General features: G+C 36.6%; 14 protein-coding genes. 7 read left to right on the forward strand and 7 right to left on the reverse strand.

Translation table 11 applies throughout. The features are described 5' to 3' along the window. Positions 1 to 177: 177 nt before the first annotated feature. The 3 genes from J2786_RS05180 to J2786_RS05190 all read right to left on the reverse strand — a co-directional run bounded on the left by J2786_RS05180 (position 178) and on the right by J2786_RS05190 (position 5,136). On the reverse strand, positions 178 to 3,108 hold the full coding sequence (locus tag J2786_RS05180) for a reprolysin-like metallopeptidase (protein ID WP_310024165.1): 2,931 nt from the start codon (positions 3,106 to 3,108) through the stop codon (positions 178 to 180). 369 nt (positions 3,109 to 3,477) lie between these two features. Continuing rightward, the gene (locus J2786_RS05185) at positions 3,478 to 3,975 is read right to left on the reverse strand and encodes a DinB family protein (protein WP_047430696.1); all 498 of its coding nucleotides are present in this window, start codon (positions 3,973 to 3,975) and stop codon (positions 3,478 to 3,480) included. A gap of 21 nt (positions 3,976 to 3,996) precedes the next feature. Further along, positions 3,997 to 5,136: an acyl-CoA dehydrogenase family protein gene (locus J2786_RS05190; RefSeq protein WP_034698301.1), complete on the reverse strand. Its 1,140-nt coding sequence runs from the start codon at positions 5,134 to 5,136 to the stop codon at positions 3,997 to 3,999. 191 nt (positions 5,137 to 5,327) lie between these two features. Between J2786_RS05190 and J2786_RS05195 the strand changes: the two genes are divergently transcribed. From J2786_RS05195 to J2786_RS05220, 6 genes are all read left to right on the forward strand, one after another. Then, positions 5,328 to 7,241: an endonuclease gene (locus J2786_RS05195; RefSeq protein WP_047430694.1), complete on the forward strand. Its 1,914-nt coding sequence runs from the start codon at positions 5,328 to 5,330 to the stop codon at positions 7,239 to 7,241. Between the two features lie 455 nt (positions 7,242 to 7,696). After that, complete coding sequence (locus J2786_RS05200) at positions 7,697 to 8,302, forward strand: SatD family protein (RefSeq protein WP_047430691.1); 606 nt, start codon at positions 7,697 to 7,699, stop codon at positions 8,300 to 8,302. A gap of 2 nt (positions 8,303 to 8,304) precedes the next feature. Further along, a complete protein-coding gene (locus tag J2786_RS05205) occupies positions 8,305 to 9,000 on the forward strand; it encodes a DUF3307 domain-containing protein (RefSeq protein WP_047430688.1) in 696 nt (231 codons plus the stop codon). Between the two features lie 36 nt (positions 9,001 to 9,036). Beyond that, positions 9,037 to 9,759, forward strand: coding sequence for a phosphoribosylaminoimidazolesuccinocarboxamide synthase (purC, locus tag J2786_RS05210; RefSeq protein WP_047430685.1), 723 nt, complete (start codon positions 9,037 to 9,039; stop codon positions 9,757 to 9,759). A gap of 126 nt (positions 9,760 to 9,885) precedes the next feature. Beyond that, a complete protein-coding gene (purF, locus tag J2786_RS05215) occupies positions 9,886 to 11,385 on the forward strand; it encodes an amidophosphoribosyltransferase (RefSeq protein ID WP_047430682.1) in 1,500 nt (499 codons plus the stop codon). A 140-nt stretch (positions 11,386 to 11,525) separates the two neighbouring features. Then, entirely contained in the window at positions 11,526 to 12,473 is a 948-nt protein-coding gene (locus tag J2786_RS05220; protein WP_310024170.1) for a glycerophosphodiester phosphodiesterase family protein, read from the forward strand. A gap of 91 nt (positions 12,474 to 12,564) precedes the next feature. Here the strand turns inward: J2786_RS05220 and J2786_RS05225 are convergent, their stop codons facing one another. Both J2786_RS05225 and J2786_RS05230 read right to left on the reverse strand, forming a co-directional pair. Continuing rightward, a complete protein-coding gene (locus J2786_RS05225) occupies positions 12,565 to 13,284 on the reverse strand; it encodes a porin family protein (protein ID WP_047430678.1) in 720 nt (239 codons plus the stop codon). 365 nt (positions 13,285 to 13,649) lie between these two features. Beyond that, the gene (locus J2786_RS05230; protein WP_047430674.1) at positions 13,650 to 14,348 is read right to left on the reverse strand and encodes a porin family protein; all 699 of its coding nucleotides are present in this window, start codon (positions 14,346 to 14,348) and stop codon (positions 13,650 to 13,652) included. A gap of 46 nt (positions 14,349 to 14,394) precedes the next feature. On the opposite strand from J2786_RS05230, the gene J2786_RS05235 reads away from it, so the two are divergent. Continuing rightward, on the forward strand, positions 14,395 to 14,580 hold the full coding sequence (locus J2786_RS05235) for a hypothetical protein (protein WP_047430671.1): 186 nt from the start codon (positions 14,395 to 14,397) through the stop codon (positions 14,578 to 14,580). Between the two features lie 214 nt (positions 14,581 to 14,794). Here the strand turns inward: J2786_RS05235 and J2786_RS05240 are convergent, their stop codons facing one another. Both J2786_RS05240 and J2786_RS05245 read right to left on the reverse strand, forming a co-directional pair. After that, on the reverse strand, positions 14,795 to 15,388 hold the full coding sequence (locus J2786_RS05240; RefSeq protein WP_047430668.1) for a porin family protein: 594 nt from the start codon (positions 15,386 to 15,388) through the stop codon (positions 14,795 to 14,797). Positions 15,389 to 15,594: 206 nt separating this feature from the next. Then, on the reverse strand, positions 15,595 to 16,215 hold the full coding sequence (locus J2786_RS05245) for a porin family protein (RefSeq protein WP_047430665.1): 621 nt from the start codon (positions 16,213 to 16,215) through the stop codon (positions 15,595 to 15,597). Positions 16,216 to 16,432: the final 217 nt, after the last annotated feature.

Raw genomic sequence — 16,432 nt, forward strand, 5'->3', positions numbered from 1 at the left:
AATGTATTTTCAGCAAAAATAGTAAAAAACTCAGTGAAAATGCATTCTTGAAATATATTTTTTGCCAGCCATCTCCATACGGAAAAAAGAGGAGAGCGTAAAAGATTATAAAAAAGAAAAACCGTTCTATGCAGAACGGTTTTTCCCATCGTTTAATTTTAAAAAGTGTATTAGTTACTAATTTTTAATAAATCTCTTAGAAGATTCTCCAATTTGAATCATATAAGCTCCTTTGATAAGATTGCTTACGTTTACAGAACCTCTTTGAAGTTTTCCTGAGTCAATTAGTTTTCCACCCATATCGAAGATCTTATAATCTTCTGAAGTTGTATTGGAAATATAAAGCATATCTCTCACAGGGTTTGGATAAAGCTTCACATCTGTGATCAGATCTTTTGTATTATGAAGATCTCCTTTTCCTGAAGAAACAATATTAAGCGTATAGTCTTCTACCTGTCCGTAAGTAAATGCTTCACATGAAGAAGTAGGAATTGAGCTATACTTCATCATTACTCTCATTCTTGTAGAGCCAACGGTAGCAGTAGCCGGGATTGTAATAGATCCTGTAACCGGGCTGGTGGTAGAACCTGCTTTTGTCCAGGTCAATTCTCCGCTGTCGGTGAAGTCTCCATCTCCGTTGTAGTCAATATAAACTGCATAGGCTTCGCTATATTTTGTAGAAGTCCATACCGGAGTGATAGAAATTGTATAAGCACTTCCTCTGGTAACATTTGTAGAGACTGAAGTGAAGTTTTCGTAACCTGCAGTTCCTGTAGAAGTATTGTTAATAGATCCGAATGTTACATTTCCAATTCTTTCATCTGCTGTATTGGATGCTGAAGAAGAACAGTAAGTAACCGTTCCTCCTGAAAGAGTTGTAACACTTACAGCGTTGCTGGAAACAGAAGCATTTCCTGCTGCATCTTTTGCCTTAACAGAGAAAGAATAAGTAGTAGCCGGAGTAAGTCCGGTTACAGTATAGGTTGTAGAAGCTGTAGAACCGATTAATGAAGCTCCCTGATATACATCATATCCTGTAACTCCAACATTGTCTGTAGCTCCGGACCATGAAAGGTTAGTGGTAGTAGAAGTAGTTCCTGACGCAGCAAGGGTAGGAGCCGTAGGTGCAACAGTATCAGGAGTTCCCGAACCTGCATTTACAGAGATGTTGGCATTGTTAACATCAAAGAAAATGTGGTTTGATCCTTTTACCATAATTCTTCCTGTCGTTGTATTGGCATTAGGAATCGTTACTGCCTGTGAACCGTCATTTGGTGTTCCTGCCAATAGAGTAGTCCATGTATTTCCGCTGTCTGTAGACCAAAGGATATCTACGTTAGCAGCATTGACTCCGTTGGCTGTAGTTCCTGCAACGTTCCAGGTAATAGTTTGAGAACTTCCTCCGGCATACGTTGTTGCTGAATTCTGTGAAGTGATGTTAAATGGTCCTGCAGTTCCGTTAACGGTGATTACAGCATCATCGGAATTATTTCCTGAACCTCCTGCTTTGTTGTCGCGAACGGTAAATCTGAAATTCAATGTTCTGGCAACTGAAGAAAGTGCTTCTACTGTAATTTCAGAACCTGCGGTAGTGGTTGCTCCTGCCAGAACGGAAGCCATTCTAGGGAAGTATCTTGCCGGGGAAGTCGTTGGAGTCCATGATCTGAAGTTAGGCCCTGAAGCTTTTGTTGCACTGGCTGCTGAACTTGCTCCTGTTTGAGAAGAAGAAGCGTTATCCATTTGTTCCCAGATGTATGTTAATGAATCTCCATCGGCATCCGTTCCTGTACCTGTCAGTACGAATGGAGTTCCTTTCGGAATGGTATAATCTAATCCTGCATTAGCTGTTGGGATTGCATTTCCTGTGTTGGTATTAACAGAGCAGGTTTTAGCTTTAATATTATTAGTGATCTGCTGGATACTTATTGCATGGAAAAATGCATCAGAATGTGGTTGAATATCCTGGCTGGTAATTCCAGCATAACCCATGATTGTTGATCCTGAACCCGGCTCCATATTGGCACCTGTTCCTTCATTGTTCATGGAGAAGGTGTGGTTTCCGCCGAACTGGTGTCCCATTTCGTGAGCCACATAGTCGATATCGAAATTATCTCCTGAAGGGATGGCGTCCGCCGGAGAAGTGTATCCGCTTCCTTTAGATCCGTTGGTACAGATACAGCCGATACATCCTGCGTTTCCACCACCTCCTGAAGCACCGAACAAGTGACCGATGTCATAATTGGCTTCACCAATCACAGAAGTTAATGTACTTTGTAGTTGAGAGTTCCAGCTGCTCATTCCTGAAGCTGCAGAGTAAGGGTCTGTAGAAGCATTGGTGTAGATGACAGCATCATTGTTGGCGATAAGAACCATTCTGGCTGCGAAATCTTTTTCAAAAACACCGTTTACGCGGGTCATCGTGGTATTCATTGCCGCTAAAGCCTGAGCTTTTGTTCCTCCGAAGTAAGTGGTGTATTCTCCTGTACAGGATAGTGCCAGTCTGAATGTTCTCAATTTGGCATCATCAGCATTGGGTCTTGCAGCAAGAGCAGAATTGGAAACTCCTTTCTGTGCAGCATCTACCACAGTACATTCAAATTTGTTAAGATCATCTTTTTTGTCAGATTTTCGGTATACTACGTACGAAGAAAGATCTTTGGTGTAAGGCTCGATGAAAACAGCCGATTTATCACCATAAATTTCCATAGAAGACAGTCCTAGTGGAGAAACACTGAAATAGACTGTGGAATTAGGATCATCCAGACCTTGTCCAACATAGGATTTGATATCCGGATATTTTGCTGCCAACTCAGGGGCAAAATTGGAATTCTCCCTCACTTTGAAATTTTCCATTCTGCCTTCAGAATTGGGAAAAGAAATAATGAGTTCAGATTTTTCGCCTGCAGCCAGTCTTTTGGGAGCTTTAGCCAGTATGTTTTTCAATCCGTTGATGTCCAGGTTGTATACCTTGGGATTGCTGATACTGGTTTTGTTTTCAAAGATCTCTGATGAAGTTTTTTTTGAACCTTCAGACCAAAGACGGTCAGTCTGTGCGAAAGAAATACCCGAGATAAGGAGCATTCCAATCAGCGTTAATTGTTTTTTCATATTAAATATTAAATTTGATTGTGGAATATCAAAGCTAATAAAAAATATATTACGAAAAACGAAATTTTTTAAGGAAAATTTAAACTTTTCACCTAATATATTATGTGATGCATTGAATATAATTGAAAAAGCTCATTAATAAAAGAAAAGTGAAAGCGACAAAAGAGTTTTAATTTGTAAAAAAAAGAAATAAATGTATTTTTTTTATTAATTTATTAAAATGAGACAATAAAATTTACTTATTATTTAATTATATGTAAATAATATTAGTAAGTTGACTTTTGATAAATATTGCCATATGCCGTGATTCTATCAATAAAAAAAGCTGTTTCAAAATGAAACAGCTTATTATATTAATACAATTATTAATTACATTTTATCGTCAGCAGTAGGGCCGTAAAGTCCGGGAACTTTATTTCCGGTTGATCTTAAGTAAACAACCAGCTCGCCTCTGTGATGGTACAAATGATTGTAAAGAAAAGCTCTTATCACCTGAACTTTCGGCATGGGAGGGAAAAGTACATTTCCATCCATTTCCATTTTCCACTCATTGAAATAAGTGTTTTCATCAGAGTTTTCAAGAACTTTCTGTGCGTTGGCAACATTTTCTTCAAATTTCGCAAGGATATTCTCCGCTTTGGAAATATCTCCTTTGTCATACCTGTACGTACCCATATCAAAAATATCCTTATTGAAAGTGGAGTCGTACCAATTGTATACTTCAGCAATGTGAGAAGCCAGCTGACCGGTTGTCCAGTTTTTTTCGGATGGTTTCCAGTCCAGTGCGCTGTCGGGGATTGCCTGTAAAATTTTTCTGGTGTTTTCAGCTTCATGCAGAAATTCACCTAAAAGTGCCTGTTTAATCATTTGTATTGGGATTTTAACATGTTATTTCGTAATATCTCTTCCGATTACCAGTCTCTGGATCTCAGAAGTTCCTTCGCCTATAGTACAAAGTTTAGAATCTCTATAGAACTTTTCAGCAGGGAAGTCTTTTGTATAACCGTACCCTCCAAAGATCTGAACCGCATTGTTTGAAATTCTCACGCAAGCTTCAGAAGCATATAGTTTTGCCATAGCTCCTTCTTTTGTCATTTTTTGTTTTGCATTTTTAAGAGTAGAAGCTCTCTGGATAAGAAGTTCAGCAGCATCAATTTCTGTTGCCATATCTGCTAACATAAAGTTAATTGCCTGGAAATCTGCAATAGGTTTCCCGAACTGATGTCTTTCTTTAGCATATTTCAAAGCCGCTTTATAAGCTCCTCTTGCAGTACCTAAACTTAATGCAGCAATAGAGATTCTACCGCCATCCAACACTTTCATAGCCTGTTTGAAACCTTCCCCAACTTCTCCTAAACGGTGAGAATCCGGTACACGTACATTATCAAAAATTAATTCTGCTGTTTCAGAAGCACGCATTCCTAATTTATTTTCTTTTTTTCCGGAAGTAAAACCAGGCATTCCTTTTTCCAAAACAAAAGCTGTAGAGTTATTTTTAGCTCCTATTTCTCCTGTTCTTGTCATGACTACCGCAATATCTCCTGAAATAGCGTGTGTGATAAAGTTTTTAGCTCCGTTGATGATCCACTCATCACCATCTTTTACAGCAGTGGTAGACATGCCTCCTGAATCTGAGCCCGTGTTGTGCTCAGTAAGTCCCCAGGCCCCGATTACTTTTCCGGAAGCCAGCTGAGGAAGCCATTTGTGTCTTTGTTCTTCATTTCCAAATTCATAAATATGGTTGGTGCAAAGTGAGTTGTGTGCTGCTACAGAAAGACCAATAGATGGGTCAACCTGAGAAATTTCGTCCAGAATAGTAACATACTCATGATAACCTAAGCCGGAACCTCCATATTGTTCAGGAACTACAATTCCCATAAAACCCATCTCCCCTAATTGGTGGAATAAGTCTTTTGGAAACGTTTGGCTTTCATCCCATTCCATAATATTCGGTCTGATGTTCTTTTCTGCGAATTCTCTAGCGGTTTCCGCTATCATTTTGATGTTGTCAATAGTCTCTGTATTCATATAATAATAGTTAGTTCCCAAAGATAACCAAATTGATGGAATGCTAAAATAAATTATTTCATTCATACTATGTAAAGGGTAATTCCTTTAATTATCAAAATTTTATATTTAAATAATTAATACTTTCTTAATAAAATATTCAATCTTTTCCATGTTTTATTTCACTATTTTAGTTCCCCAATTTTTAAGGCATGAAAAAAATTCTACTTCCTATCATTTTGATTTCTTCTTATATTTCTGCGCAGATCCCTGCCGGATATTATGACGGGACAGCCGGACTGACGGGATATGCCTTGAAATCAAAAATCCACGATATCATTTCGGAAAAAATGATCAACTGGCATTATGACGACCTTAAGGTGTTATATGCTCAGACTGATCTGGATAAATATTATGATCACGATGCCTCTAACACTCAATACTTACTGGATATCTATTCTGAAATTCCTTCAGGGCCAGATTCTTATGAATATACTGCTGATCAGCTGGTAGCAGGTGTCGGTATGGAGGGGCAAGGGTATAACAGAGAACACATGATGCCGCAAAGTACATTCAGTACAAGCTCTTCCATCAGCGATTATCCTATGTATTCGGATCTGAATTTTATTATTCCGGTGGATGGCTATATCAATCAGCGGAGAAGCAATTATCCTTATGGAATAGGAAATAACACGAATCATTATATTTTTTCCAACACTTCGAGGATATCAAACGCAGCTATTCCAAATTATCCATATACCGGAAGGGTGTATGAGCCTGTCAATGAGTTTAAAGGTGATATCGCAAGGTCATTGTTGTACTTTGTTGTACGGTATGAAGGGAAGTTAGGCTCATTCAATACGGCTTATACGACTTCTGCTAATCTTACTCCTGCTACGGATCAGTGTCCCCTGGATGGTACGGAAGAAAGAGCGGTAGAACCTGCTTATATTGCTATGCTGAAACAGTGGAGTACGGCAGATCCGGTTTCGCAAAGAGAAATTGACCGCAACAATGCTGTTTATGTCATACAAAAAAACAGAAATCCATTTATTGATCATCCTGAATGGATTGATATGATCTGGTCCGAAACGCCTGACAATATTCCTCCTGCTGCTCCAGGATCACTGGTTTCAACACAGCAGAACGCTTATTTTGTAAATTTGAACTGGACGGCGTCTCCTGGTGCTGATATTTTAGGATACAGGATTTATATGAATGGCTCCACGACACCTGTTGCGGTTACCAAAGGGACTTCCATTAGTATAGATCATTTGACTCCGTCAACCACTTATACTTTTACAGTGAAAGCTTTTGATAAAGCCTATCTGGAATCTCCATTCAGCAATACGGTGACCGCTTCAACGATTGCTTCTGATTCATATGCTCCGGATCTGATGATTACAAAATACATATCCGGAACCAATACGGAATTTGTGAAGAACAATGCTCTGGAAATCGTAAATAAAACAGGGCACGAGGTTAATTTAAATAATTACAGAATTAATATTCAGTTTAAAAATAATATATCAGGGGCCTTCTATAATGGTGATACGTATGAACTGGAAGGCAAAGTAGGAAACAACGAAACGTTTGTCATCCTGAATCCAAAAGGTACTTTATCATGCTATAATCCTGATGAAGCAAGGTTTGTAACGGCTTCTGATCCTATGATGTTTGCGGGAGGGAATTATGTGGAGCTTGCATATAATAAAACAGTTACCATAGATGCAATTGGGGTAAAATACACCACCAATAACAATGGGAATGTATCTTTATACAGAAAGAGTACAATTCATCAGCCTAACGATACGTTTACTATCAGTGAATGGGATTCCTATCCGTCCAATTACTGCCAGAATCCGGGTAGTACATTGTCTACAGCAGATTTGATTACTGTTAATACAGAGTTTGTAATATATCCGAATCCTGTTTATGATAATTTATATGTGAATGGAGAAGTTACCAATGTGAAAACAGCTCAGATTATAGATCTTTCAGGAAAAACAATCTATACCGAAAAAGATCCTTTCAGATATAAGAAAAATATATCTGTACAAGGGATTCCAGCAGGAATATATTTCTTAAAGCTTGATGAAAAAGCCCATCAGTTTATTAAAAAGTAAATCATCTAAGGATTTAAACAATATCATTTTTGTGACAAGCCAAACCTAACAGGTTTTTAAAACCTGTTAGGTTTATTTTTATATGGTGTAGAAATAATTCAAGAGATTGCTTCGCTTTGCTCGCAATGACTTTCCTAGCCTGATAGGAGCGGTTACCCCGGAGTATAAGTGGGAGAGTTGAAGGGTTAAGCAGCCGGAACAGTAAGGAGCGAGGAGTACGAGCGGATAGCAGGAACAGCTTCTTAAAAAAAAAGAAAAAAGTAGAGTTAAAGTTAATATAATAACAAAACATCAAACATTTTTTTACATTTCTGTAATTTTGCGGTTTTATGTAACTTCTTAAAAACCTTGTGTTTACTGCATTATTGATATAAGCTGATTCACTAATAATCAATATCTATAAGTGTTTCTGCTTATATTTTTTATATATAAGTAATTATGCTTATATTTGCAGTATGATAGCGGTCATTACCGGTGATATTATAAATTCACAGCATGCGGACACTGAAGTTTGGATTACCAGGCTTAAACATCTTCTCGAAAAATGGGGAAGCGCTCCTCACACATGGGAAATCTACAGGGGAGACGAGTTTCAGTTCAAGTGCAAAATTGATGAAGTTTTCTGGCGTTTTCTAGCTATAAAATCTCTTATTAAAAGTGTCGAAAATCTGGATGTAAGAATGGCCATAGGTATTGGTGAGGAAAGTTTCTCTTCTGAGAAAATCACTGAATCTAACGGTACAGCTTATGTTAATTCAGGAAGATTGCTTAATGATCTTAAAAGTGACGGTCATACCGTTGCTATCAAAACATCCAGTGACCCGGTGGACAGGGATCTTAATATCCTGCTGAAATGGTCTTCCAAGGATTTTGATAACTGGACCATGGCTACAGCAGAGATTATTCATGAAATGATTATGAATCAGGATATCACGCAGGAAGATCTTGCTAAAAGATTTGCTATTTCACAGTCTTCGGTAAGCCAGAGACTGAAACGAGCCAACTATGAGCTTATTGTGGAAACCAATCAGTATTTCAGAAAGAAAATCTCAGAATTATAGGCATGATCTTCATCAAACTCATATTGGCACATCTACTTGGAGATTTTATACTTCAGCCAAATTCATGGGTTGCAGATAAGGAAAACTATAAACTGAAAAGTAAGTTTTTATACATTCATGTTCTGATTCACATTGTTTTAAGTCTGATTTTTCTTTGGGATCTTCAGCTTTGGTGGGTTGCCGTATTAGTGGGAATCACTCACTTTATTATTGATGCAGCCAAGCTTATTTTCCAGAATGTAAAGACTAAGAAAAGATGGTTTTTCATTGATCAGCTGCTGCATATTCTTGTGATTGCCGGAGTTTCTTTTTATTTCCGGGAATTCAGCTTCGGATTTTTACAGAATCAGGAATTTTTAAAGATCATTATGGCAGCACTGTTCTTAACGACACCTGCTTCTATTTTTATCAAAATCTTATTGTCATCCTGGACACCTGCTCCGGATGGCCCCAACACTATTCAAACCGAATCTTTATCAAGTGCTGGAAAATATATCGGAATTTTAGAACGTCTGCTGGTTTTCACCTTTATTATGGTGAATCACTGGGAAGGCGTAGGGTTCATGGTAGCTGCCAAATCTGTTTTCAGGTTCAGCGACCTTGCACAGGCAAAACAGAGAAAACTTACAGAATATGTATTAATTGGTACACTGCTGAGTTTTGGACTGGCTGTCTTAACAGGAATAATAATAAAATAAATCAATAAATCTAACTACAATTTAGAAAGTAAAATTATGAGTCAAAAGAAAGAAATGTTGTACGAGGGGAAAGCAAAACAAGTATTTGCAACCGATAATCCTGATGAAGTAGTAGTACGTTTCAAAGACGATGCTACAGCATTTAATGCTCAAAAAAGAGGTCAGGTAGACCTTAAAGGAGAAATGAACAACGCGATCACAACTCTTATTTTTGAATATTTAAATGAAAAAGGGATCAAAACTCATTTCATCCAAAAATTAGACGAAAGAGAGCAGCTGGTAAGAAAGGTTTCTATCATTCCTTTGGAAATGGTAGTAAGAAACTACTCTGCAGGAAGTATGGCACAAAGATTAGGAGTAGAAGAAGGAATTAAATCTCCGGTAACGATCTTCGATATCTGCTATAAAAAAGATGAGTTGGGAGATCCGCTTATCAATGACCACCATGCCGTTTTCTTAGGAGCAGCTACTTATGAAGAGCTTGACGAGATGTATGAGTTATCTTCAGATATCAATGATATCCTTATCGACCTGTTTGACAAAATCAATATCATCCTGGTAGATTTCAAAATCGAATTAGGTAAAACTTCAGACGGTGAAATTATCCTTGCTGACGAGATTTCTCCGGATACCTGCAGACTTTGGGACAAAGATACTATGAAGAAGCTTGACAAAGACAGATTTAGAAGAGACTTAGGAGAAGTTACTGAGGCTTATGTAGAAATCTACAACCGTCTTAAAAATCTTTTACAGAAATAAGCTTTCAGAGAAGGGTTATTATTCTGAAAACAATTTGTTATTTAAAACAAAAATTAAAAACTGAAGTTAACTTAGACTAATTTCTAACATCTAATATCTAACTTCTAATCATTAGAAAAAATAGAAATGAAAAGTTTAGACATTCATAAAAGTGAATATTTAAAACAGTTTGAAACCCAGACTTACGGAAGAAATCTTTTCAGAACTCAGGAAGAGGAAAGACTGGATGCTCCCAATGAAGAATGTGGGATCTTCGGATTGTATTCAGATAATGATCTGGATACTTTCTCTCTTTCTCAGTTTGGTCTTTTTGCATTACAGCACAGAGGTCAGGAAGCTTGTGGTATTTCCGTTTTAAAAGAGGGCAGAATCACAAACATGAAAGACGAAGGACTGGTTTTAGATGTTTATAAAGAAATTCAGGAACCTGAAACTTTTATGGGAAATTCTGCAATTGGGCATACCCGTTATACCACTGCAGGAGATAAAAAGAAATATAATTTTCAGCCATTTTTCGCCAAAAACGAATATGACCAGATTATACTCTCAATAGCACATAATGGTAACCTTACCAATGCAAAAGAATTAAAAGCAGAATTAGAGGCTGAAGGCGTAGTTTTCAGAGCTACTTCCGATTCTGAAGTGATCCTGAGACTGATCCAGAAAAACCTTGATTTAGGTCTTCGTGGAGCTATTAAAGCAACAATGGAAAAGATTGAAGGAGCATATTCTGTAGTTGGGATGACCAGAAATAAATTCTTTGCGTTCAGAGACTTCAACGGTATCCGTCCGTTGGTGTTGGGAGCGATCGATGAGAGATCATATGTAGTGGCTTCAGAATCTGTTGCATTAGATGCTGTAGGCGCTCAGTATGTGCGTGATATCCTTCCGGGAGAGATCATTTATACCAATGAAAATGAGCCCGGAAAACTTCATTCTTATATGATGGATGAAGCAAAAGGTAAGCAGAGAATCTGTTCTTTCGAATATATTTATTTTGCAAGACCGGACTCTACCTTAGAAAATATCAATGTATACGAGATCAGAGAAAAATCTGGAGAGAAAATCTGGGAACAGGCTCCTGTAGAAGCTGATTTGGTGATTGGAGTTCCGGATTCCGGAGTTCCTGCTGCTATTGGTTTCTCTAAAGCTTCAGGAATACCTTTCCGTCCGGTTTTGATCAAAAACAGATATATCGGAAGAAGCTTCATTGTTCCTACACAGGAAATGAGAGAAAGGGTAGTGAACCTTAAACTGAACCCTATCATCTCTGAGATGAAGGATAAAAGAGTAGTGATTATTGATGATTCTATTGTTCGAGGGACAACTTCTAAAAGACTGGTTAAAATTCTAAAAGATGCAGGAGTAAAGGAAATCCACTTCAGAAGTGTTTCTCCGCCAATCATTGCACCATGTTATCTGGGAATTGATACTCCGTCTAAAGATGATCTGATCTCTGCCAACATGACGACAGAAGAACTTAAAAATTATTTAGGAGTAGATTCCTTGGAGTTTTTAAGCATAGATAACCTGAAAACTATTTTAGGATCTGCCAACCACTGCTTCGGATGCTTTACAGAAGAATATCCTGTAGGAAAAGGAGAAGAGGTAGATTTATTCAACTAATCTCTTTATTGAAATAATAAATAGAAGAGCCGGGTTTGTAATCCGGCTCTTTTGTTGTTTAAATGTAGCAAAAGCTTAATATTCCTGTATTATACAGTATATAATGGAGTTTTAATTTTGATGGATTAAAACTTCAGGATATGAAACATCTATTTTTTTCGGGCATTTTTCTGATATTTGCCCAGCTTTATTTTTCACAGACTTTTGATAAGCAGGCGCACCGCGGAGGGAAATCCCTTTACCCCGAAAATACAATCCCGGCCATGAAAAATGCTTTGAAAATGAATGTGACCACCCTGGAAATGGATCTGGCCATAACGAAGGACAAAAAAGTTATTCTTTCTCACGATGCTTTTCTCTCACCGGAGCTCGTTACAAAACCGGATGGAACTTACATTCCCAAAGATTCAGGTTTTTATTACAAAATTTATGAAATGCCTTATGCAAAAATCAAAACATTTGATGTAGGATTAAAAAAACTGAATAACTATCCGGATCAAAAGAAAATGAAAGCTCAGAAACCTCTTTTTTCAGAGGTTATAGATGCTTGTGAAGCCTATTCCCGTGAATTGAAAAGACCACTGCCTTTTTACAATATTGAAACAAAGACACGTCCTTTTTCTGATAACATTTTTCATCCTGAGCCAAAAGAATTTGTAGATCTGATGATGAAGATTATTATAGAAAAAAAGATTCATGACAGGGTAATTATCCAGTCATTTGATCCAAGAACGCTGGAAATCCTTCATCAACAATATCCTAAAATCAGGACTGCTTTACTCGTGGAAAAAGTAGATGATAAAAAACGGGCTCAGCAGCAGGCTTATTTTAAAAATATTTCTGTGGAAAAATTCAAAATGTATCCCAATCATTTGAGTGGAGTAGCCGGAGATATGAAGTTCCTGAGTTTTACTCCCACTATTTACAGCCCTGAACATAGTCTTGTTACCCCGCAATTAGTGCAGGAATGTCATTCATTAGGCATGAAAGTAATCCCATGGACTGTGAATACCAGAGAAAGACTGAAGGAATTAAAAGACATAGGAATAGACGGTGTTATCAGTGATGATCCGAGAATATTCGAATAACCCTTTTTAATATAAATAGCCGGAAGAAAACTTCCGGCTATTTTATGCGTGCAGATTACGCTGCACTTAGGGTTAAAAAATTGGTCGTTGATTAGAATTTATAATTCAGGCCTAACTGAAATACTCTGTTGTTATTTTCAGCTGCAGACATGCTCTTATCAATCTTTGTTAAGCTGTTTACATATCTTGCATTGATACCGATATTGGAAGTGATGTCATATCCTAAACCAAGGCCTAAACCGAAGTTGAATTTGTTGATCATGTCTTTATCAATATCTGTAGAGTGAGAACTTGAAGTGGTAGTTGTAACACCTCCTGTAGTACTTGCTACAGTAGATTCTCCTTTATTTTTTCCGTTGATGAAATAACTGAATTCAGGTCCTGCTTCGATATAAAACTTATCAGTAGGTCTCATCTGAACCATTAACGGAACTGAAATGTAATCCATTTTTACTCTGCTCTGTACCTTAGTTTTTACATTCGTTACTCCATTGTCAGTTTCTGTAGAATACATTACATCTTTTGCACCCATTTGGTTATATAATACCTCTGGCTGGAAGCTGAATTGTTTTGAAATTGGAATATTAACGAATACACCCGCGTGGAAACCTAGTTGTTGAGTGTTGATTCCAAACTTCTGCTGGCTGAAATAAGCTGAGTTTCCTCCGGCTTTGATCCCGAATCTAATAGGCTGAACATCATTTTTTAGTGGTGATGCATTTACTGTTTTCGTTTCTGTCTTTGTTTCTGTCTCCTGAGCAAAAGCTAGCGTACCAGCAGTTAATGCTAATCCTAAAAATAACTTCTTCATAATTTTATTTTTTTAATTTTACTATTTGTGTGTCGGATAATCTCTCAATCAGACTCGAATTATTTTGCAAAATGCTTGCCAAAGTTGAAAAATGCCTGTTTATAAGGGTTTTCAGATGGTTTTTGGAAAGTTTTTTTTTAATCATTTATCCCTTTTTGATGAATAAACATATTGTAAAATGACTGTTTTATGAAAATAGTTGAATGCTCAATAAGCTTTATTGTTGATAATTAAAATGATAAAAAAAAAGAAACAGAGTACTATTTTCAGGAATTACTCAGCCTTCTTGGATTTTATTGAGAGACGGAAATAAAAAAACCGGACTATTAAAGCCCGGGACCAGTTTTTGAAAATAATAAATATCTCTATTTAAATTGATAAGCTACGCCAATCTGAAGTGCATTATTTCTGACTTTAGTACCATAATCGTTTTTGAAAATTCCTGTTACTCCCGCTGTAAATCTGGCTGTCACTCCAAAATTTTGAGTGAAATAATATCCTGCACCAATTCCGATTCCGAAATTGAACTTATTATATAATTTCATTGGAATTTTATTGTCGAAACTTTCAGTACTGGTACTCGTTGTATCATTGTATCTTATTTCATTTCTTCCGTCTCCTTCTATTTTTCCTCCTAAAAGTAAGCCGAATTCCGGCCCTGCTTCCACATACAATTGAGGAAGAATGTGGTATTGAACCATTACAGGAAGGGTAAGATAATTTAAATTTGTCTTATAAGTATATTCCTGCTTTGTGTAAGAATTTTCTGAATGATGAATGAAAATATCTTCGGTTTTTGAACCTAATTGACTGAAAAGAAGTTCGGGTTGTATACTGAATTTTTCAGCAAGAGGAATATTCGCAAATACTCCGATATATGAACCAGCTTTCACTTTTTCACTATTATCTACTTCGTTTCTTTCGCCTCTGCTGAAAGTAGAGCCGTTGAAACCGGCCTTAATCCCAAATCTAACTGAAGGTGCTGTGGTGACAGGCTGTTCTTTTTCCTGAGCATTCATTAAAAAAGAGCCGACAAATGTAAGTCCTAGAAAAAATTTTTTCATGGTTTAAGTTATTTTTTTGTTTTGCGGCAAAATATCTGCCATAAAGATGAGAAATGATAAAAATCATGCTGTATGCGAAAAAGTCAAGCTTAAACTAATAAACCTGACTTTTTCTATTGAAATCAAAATGTATTCTATTGATAAAACAAAATATCCTCAATATTCTGTTGTGCACTCTATTGGACAGCCCAACCTGACACAGTTCTCGTTAAAAGGTGATGGTAATAGTTAGATTTTAATTTTGATATTCAATTGAATATCAACTGAATCAAAGCATACTCATTGTGAAAACAAGACCGTAAGTTGGAAATTTCCGGATAGAGTACAATCAATTATTCAACACGCAAATTTCTTGCCAAAAAATATACAAATAATAAAAAAGCCGGATTATATTAAATCCGGCTTTGTATTGATGAGTAGTTTGCTTTAAAAGCTAAACTGATTTCTTAGAATTTATAAGCTAAACCAAACTGGAATACACCATTTTTAGCTTTATCTTCAGATAGATCTGGTCTGTTTTTAGCAACGTCTGTTAAACCTGCAACATATCTTGCAGTAACTCCGATGTTCTGTGTGAAGTAGTATCCTGCTCCAAGGCCAATTCCGAAGTCAAAACCTTTGAAAAGATCTTTAGCATCTGCAGAATTGGAATTAGCTTTCAGTTTTGAGTTAACCAAAAAGCTGAACTGAGGTCCTGCTTCCAGATATAGGTTAGGAAGAGCATTATATTGAAGCATTAATGGTACAGAAATATAATCCAGATTTACTTTTACATCATTACTTCCTTTGATCTTTGCTCCCATTCCGCTGTACAATACTTCCGGTTGGAAAGAGAAGTCCTGAGCTACAGGAATGTTAGCAAACAATCCTCCGTAGAATCCAGCTTTAGAATTGAAGTCATTCTCGGTAAGAGTAGAGATATTAAGACCTGCTTTTATTCCAAATCTAACTGGAGAAGATGAAGCAGTAGAAGTTGAAGTCTTTTGAGCGAAAGTAAAAGTACCTGCTACTAGGGCAAGACCTAAAAGAATTTTTTTCATAAGTTTTATATTTTAATAGTTATTAAGTTTTATTTAACATTTCATTAAGAATCAAACGGTGTGCCAAAGTTATAGTATGTTGTAAATCTGCTATTCAACATATGTTTATAAGAATAATTTTTTTCATTGATGCTAAAAAAGTCGGATTAAATTAATCCGACTCCACTTTAATTATAAAAACTTAATGAAAAAAGCTTACTAAAGCTTTAGAATTTGTAATTTACTCCTACCTGGAATACGCCATTTTTCACAGAGCCCTCTCTGTCATATCCGTAAAGATATCGATGACTTTTATTTACAATATCAGATAATCCTGCAGTATATCTTACATTCACACCGATATTTTTAGTGAAATCGTAGCCAGCGCCCAATCCGATTCCAAAATCAAAACCTCTGGTCGCATCTTTAAGGTGTAAACTTCCCACATTGTTTTTCAGTCTGGCATCCATTAAGAAGCTAAATTGAGGCCCGGCTTCTACATAAAAATTAGGGAGTGCTTTATATTGAAACATTACAGGAACAGAAATATATTCCAATTCAAGTTTTGCATTACTTCCTCCTTTCTCTTTAGCTCCCACAGCACTATATAATACTTCCGGCTGAACAGAGAAATCCTTAGCGACAGGAATGTTTACAAAGACACCACCATAGAATCCGGCTCTTGACTTCATATCCATATTAGAAAGATTAGAAACATTCAATCCTGCTTTCAAACCGAATTTGATTTTAGAAGAAGATGGAGTAGTAGCTTCAGTAGAAGTTGAAGTGCTTTGAGCAAAAGTAAAAGTACCTGCAATAAGTGCCAGGCCTAGAAAAATCTTTTTCATAGATTAGTTTAATTTTTTATGTTGTTTAACGTCCGAGAAGCAACAAACAATATGCCGCTAAACCCCATGTATAAAGACTTTATGGGTTTTTAACAAATCGATAATTCATCAAAATGGGATGTATTTTCGCTGTTTTATGAACTCTTTGTTATTTTAACATAAAAAAAGAACAGATTAAAAAATTAATCTGTTCTTTTCTATTGAATATAAAATTTGT

The organism is Chryseobacterium vietnamense (assembly GCF_031454475.1).
GTDB classification, from domain to species: Bacteria; Bacteroidota; Bacteroidia; order Flavobacteriales; family Weeksellaceae; genus Chryseobacterium; species Chryseobacterium vietnamense.

Coding starts and splice junctions, on each gene's coding strand:
- J2786_RS05180 (WP_310024165.1), bottom strand. CDS start 3,108: ATGAAAAAACAATTAACGCTGATTGGAATGCTCCTTATCTCGGGTATT.
- J2786_RS05185 (WP_047430696.1), bottom strand. CDS start 3,975: ATGATTAAACAGGCACTTTTAGGTGAATTTCTGCATGAAGCTGAAAAC.
- J2786_RS05190 (WP_034698301.1), bottom strand. CDS start 5,136: ATGAATACAGAGACTATTGACAACATCAAAATGATAGCGGAAACCGCT.
- J2786_RS05195 (WP_047430694.1), top strand. CDS start 5,328: ATGAAAAAAATTCTACTTCCTATCATTTTGATTTCTTCTTATATTTCT.
- J2786_RS05200 (WP_047430691.1), top strand. CDS start 7,697: ATGATAGCGGTCATTACCGGTGATATTATAAATTCACAGCATGCGGAC.
- J2786_RS05205 (WP_047430688.1), top strand. CDS start 8,305: ATGATCTTCATCAAACTCATATTGGCACATCTACTTGGAGATTTTATA.
- purC (WP_047430685.1), top strand. CDS start 9,037: ATGAGTCAAAAGAAAGAAATGTTGTACGAGGGGAAAGCAAAACAAGTA.
- purF (WP_047430682.1), top strand. CDS start 9,886: ATGAAAAGTTTAGACATTCATAAAAGTGAATATTTAAAACAGTTTGAA.
- J2786_RS05220 (WP_310024170.1), top strand. CDS start 11,526: ATGAAACATCTATTTTTTTCGGGCATTTTTCTGATATTTGCCCAGCTT.
- J2786_RS05225 (WP_047430678.1), bottom strand. CDS start 13,284: ATGAAGAAGTTATTTTTAGGATTAGCATTAACTGCTGGTACGCTAGCT.
- J2786_RS05230 (WP_047430674.1), bottom strand. CDS start 14,348: ATGAAAAAATTTTTTCTAGGACTTACATTTGTCGGCTCTTTTTTAATG.
- J2786_RS05235 (WP_047430671.1), top strand. CDS start 14,395: ATGAGAAATGATAAAAATCATGCTGTATGCGAAAAAGTCAAGCTTAAA.
- J2786_RS05240 (WP_047430668.1), bottom strand. CDS start 15,388: ATGAAAAAAATTCTTTTAGGTCTTGCCCTAGTAGCAGGTACTTTTACT.
- J2786_RS05245 (WP_047430665.1), bottom strand. CDS start 16,215: ATGAAAAAGATTTTTCTAGGCCTGGCACTTATTGCAGGTACTTTTACT.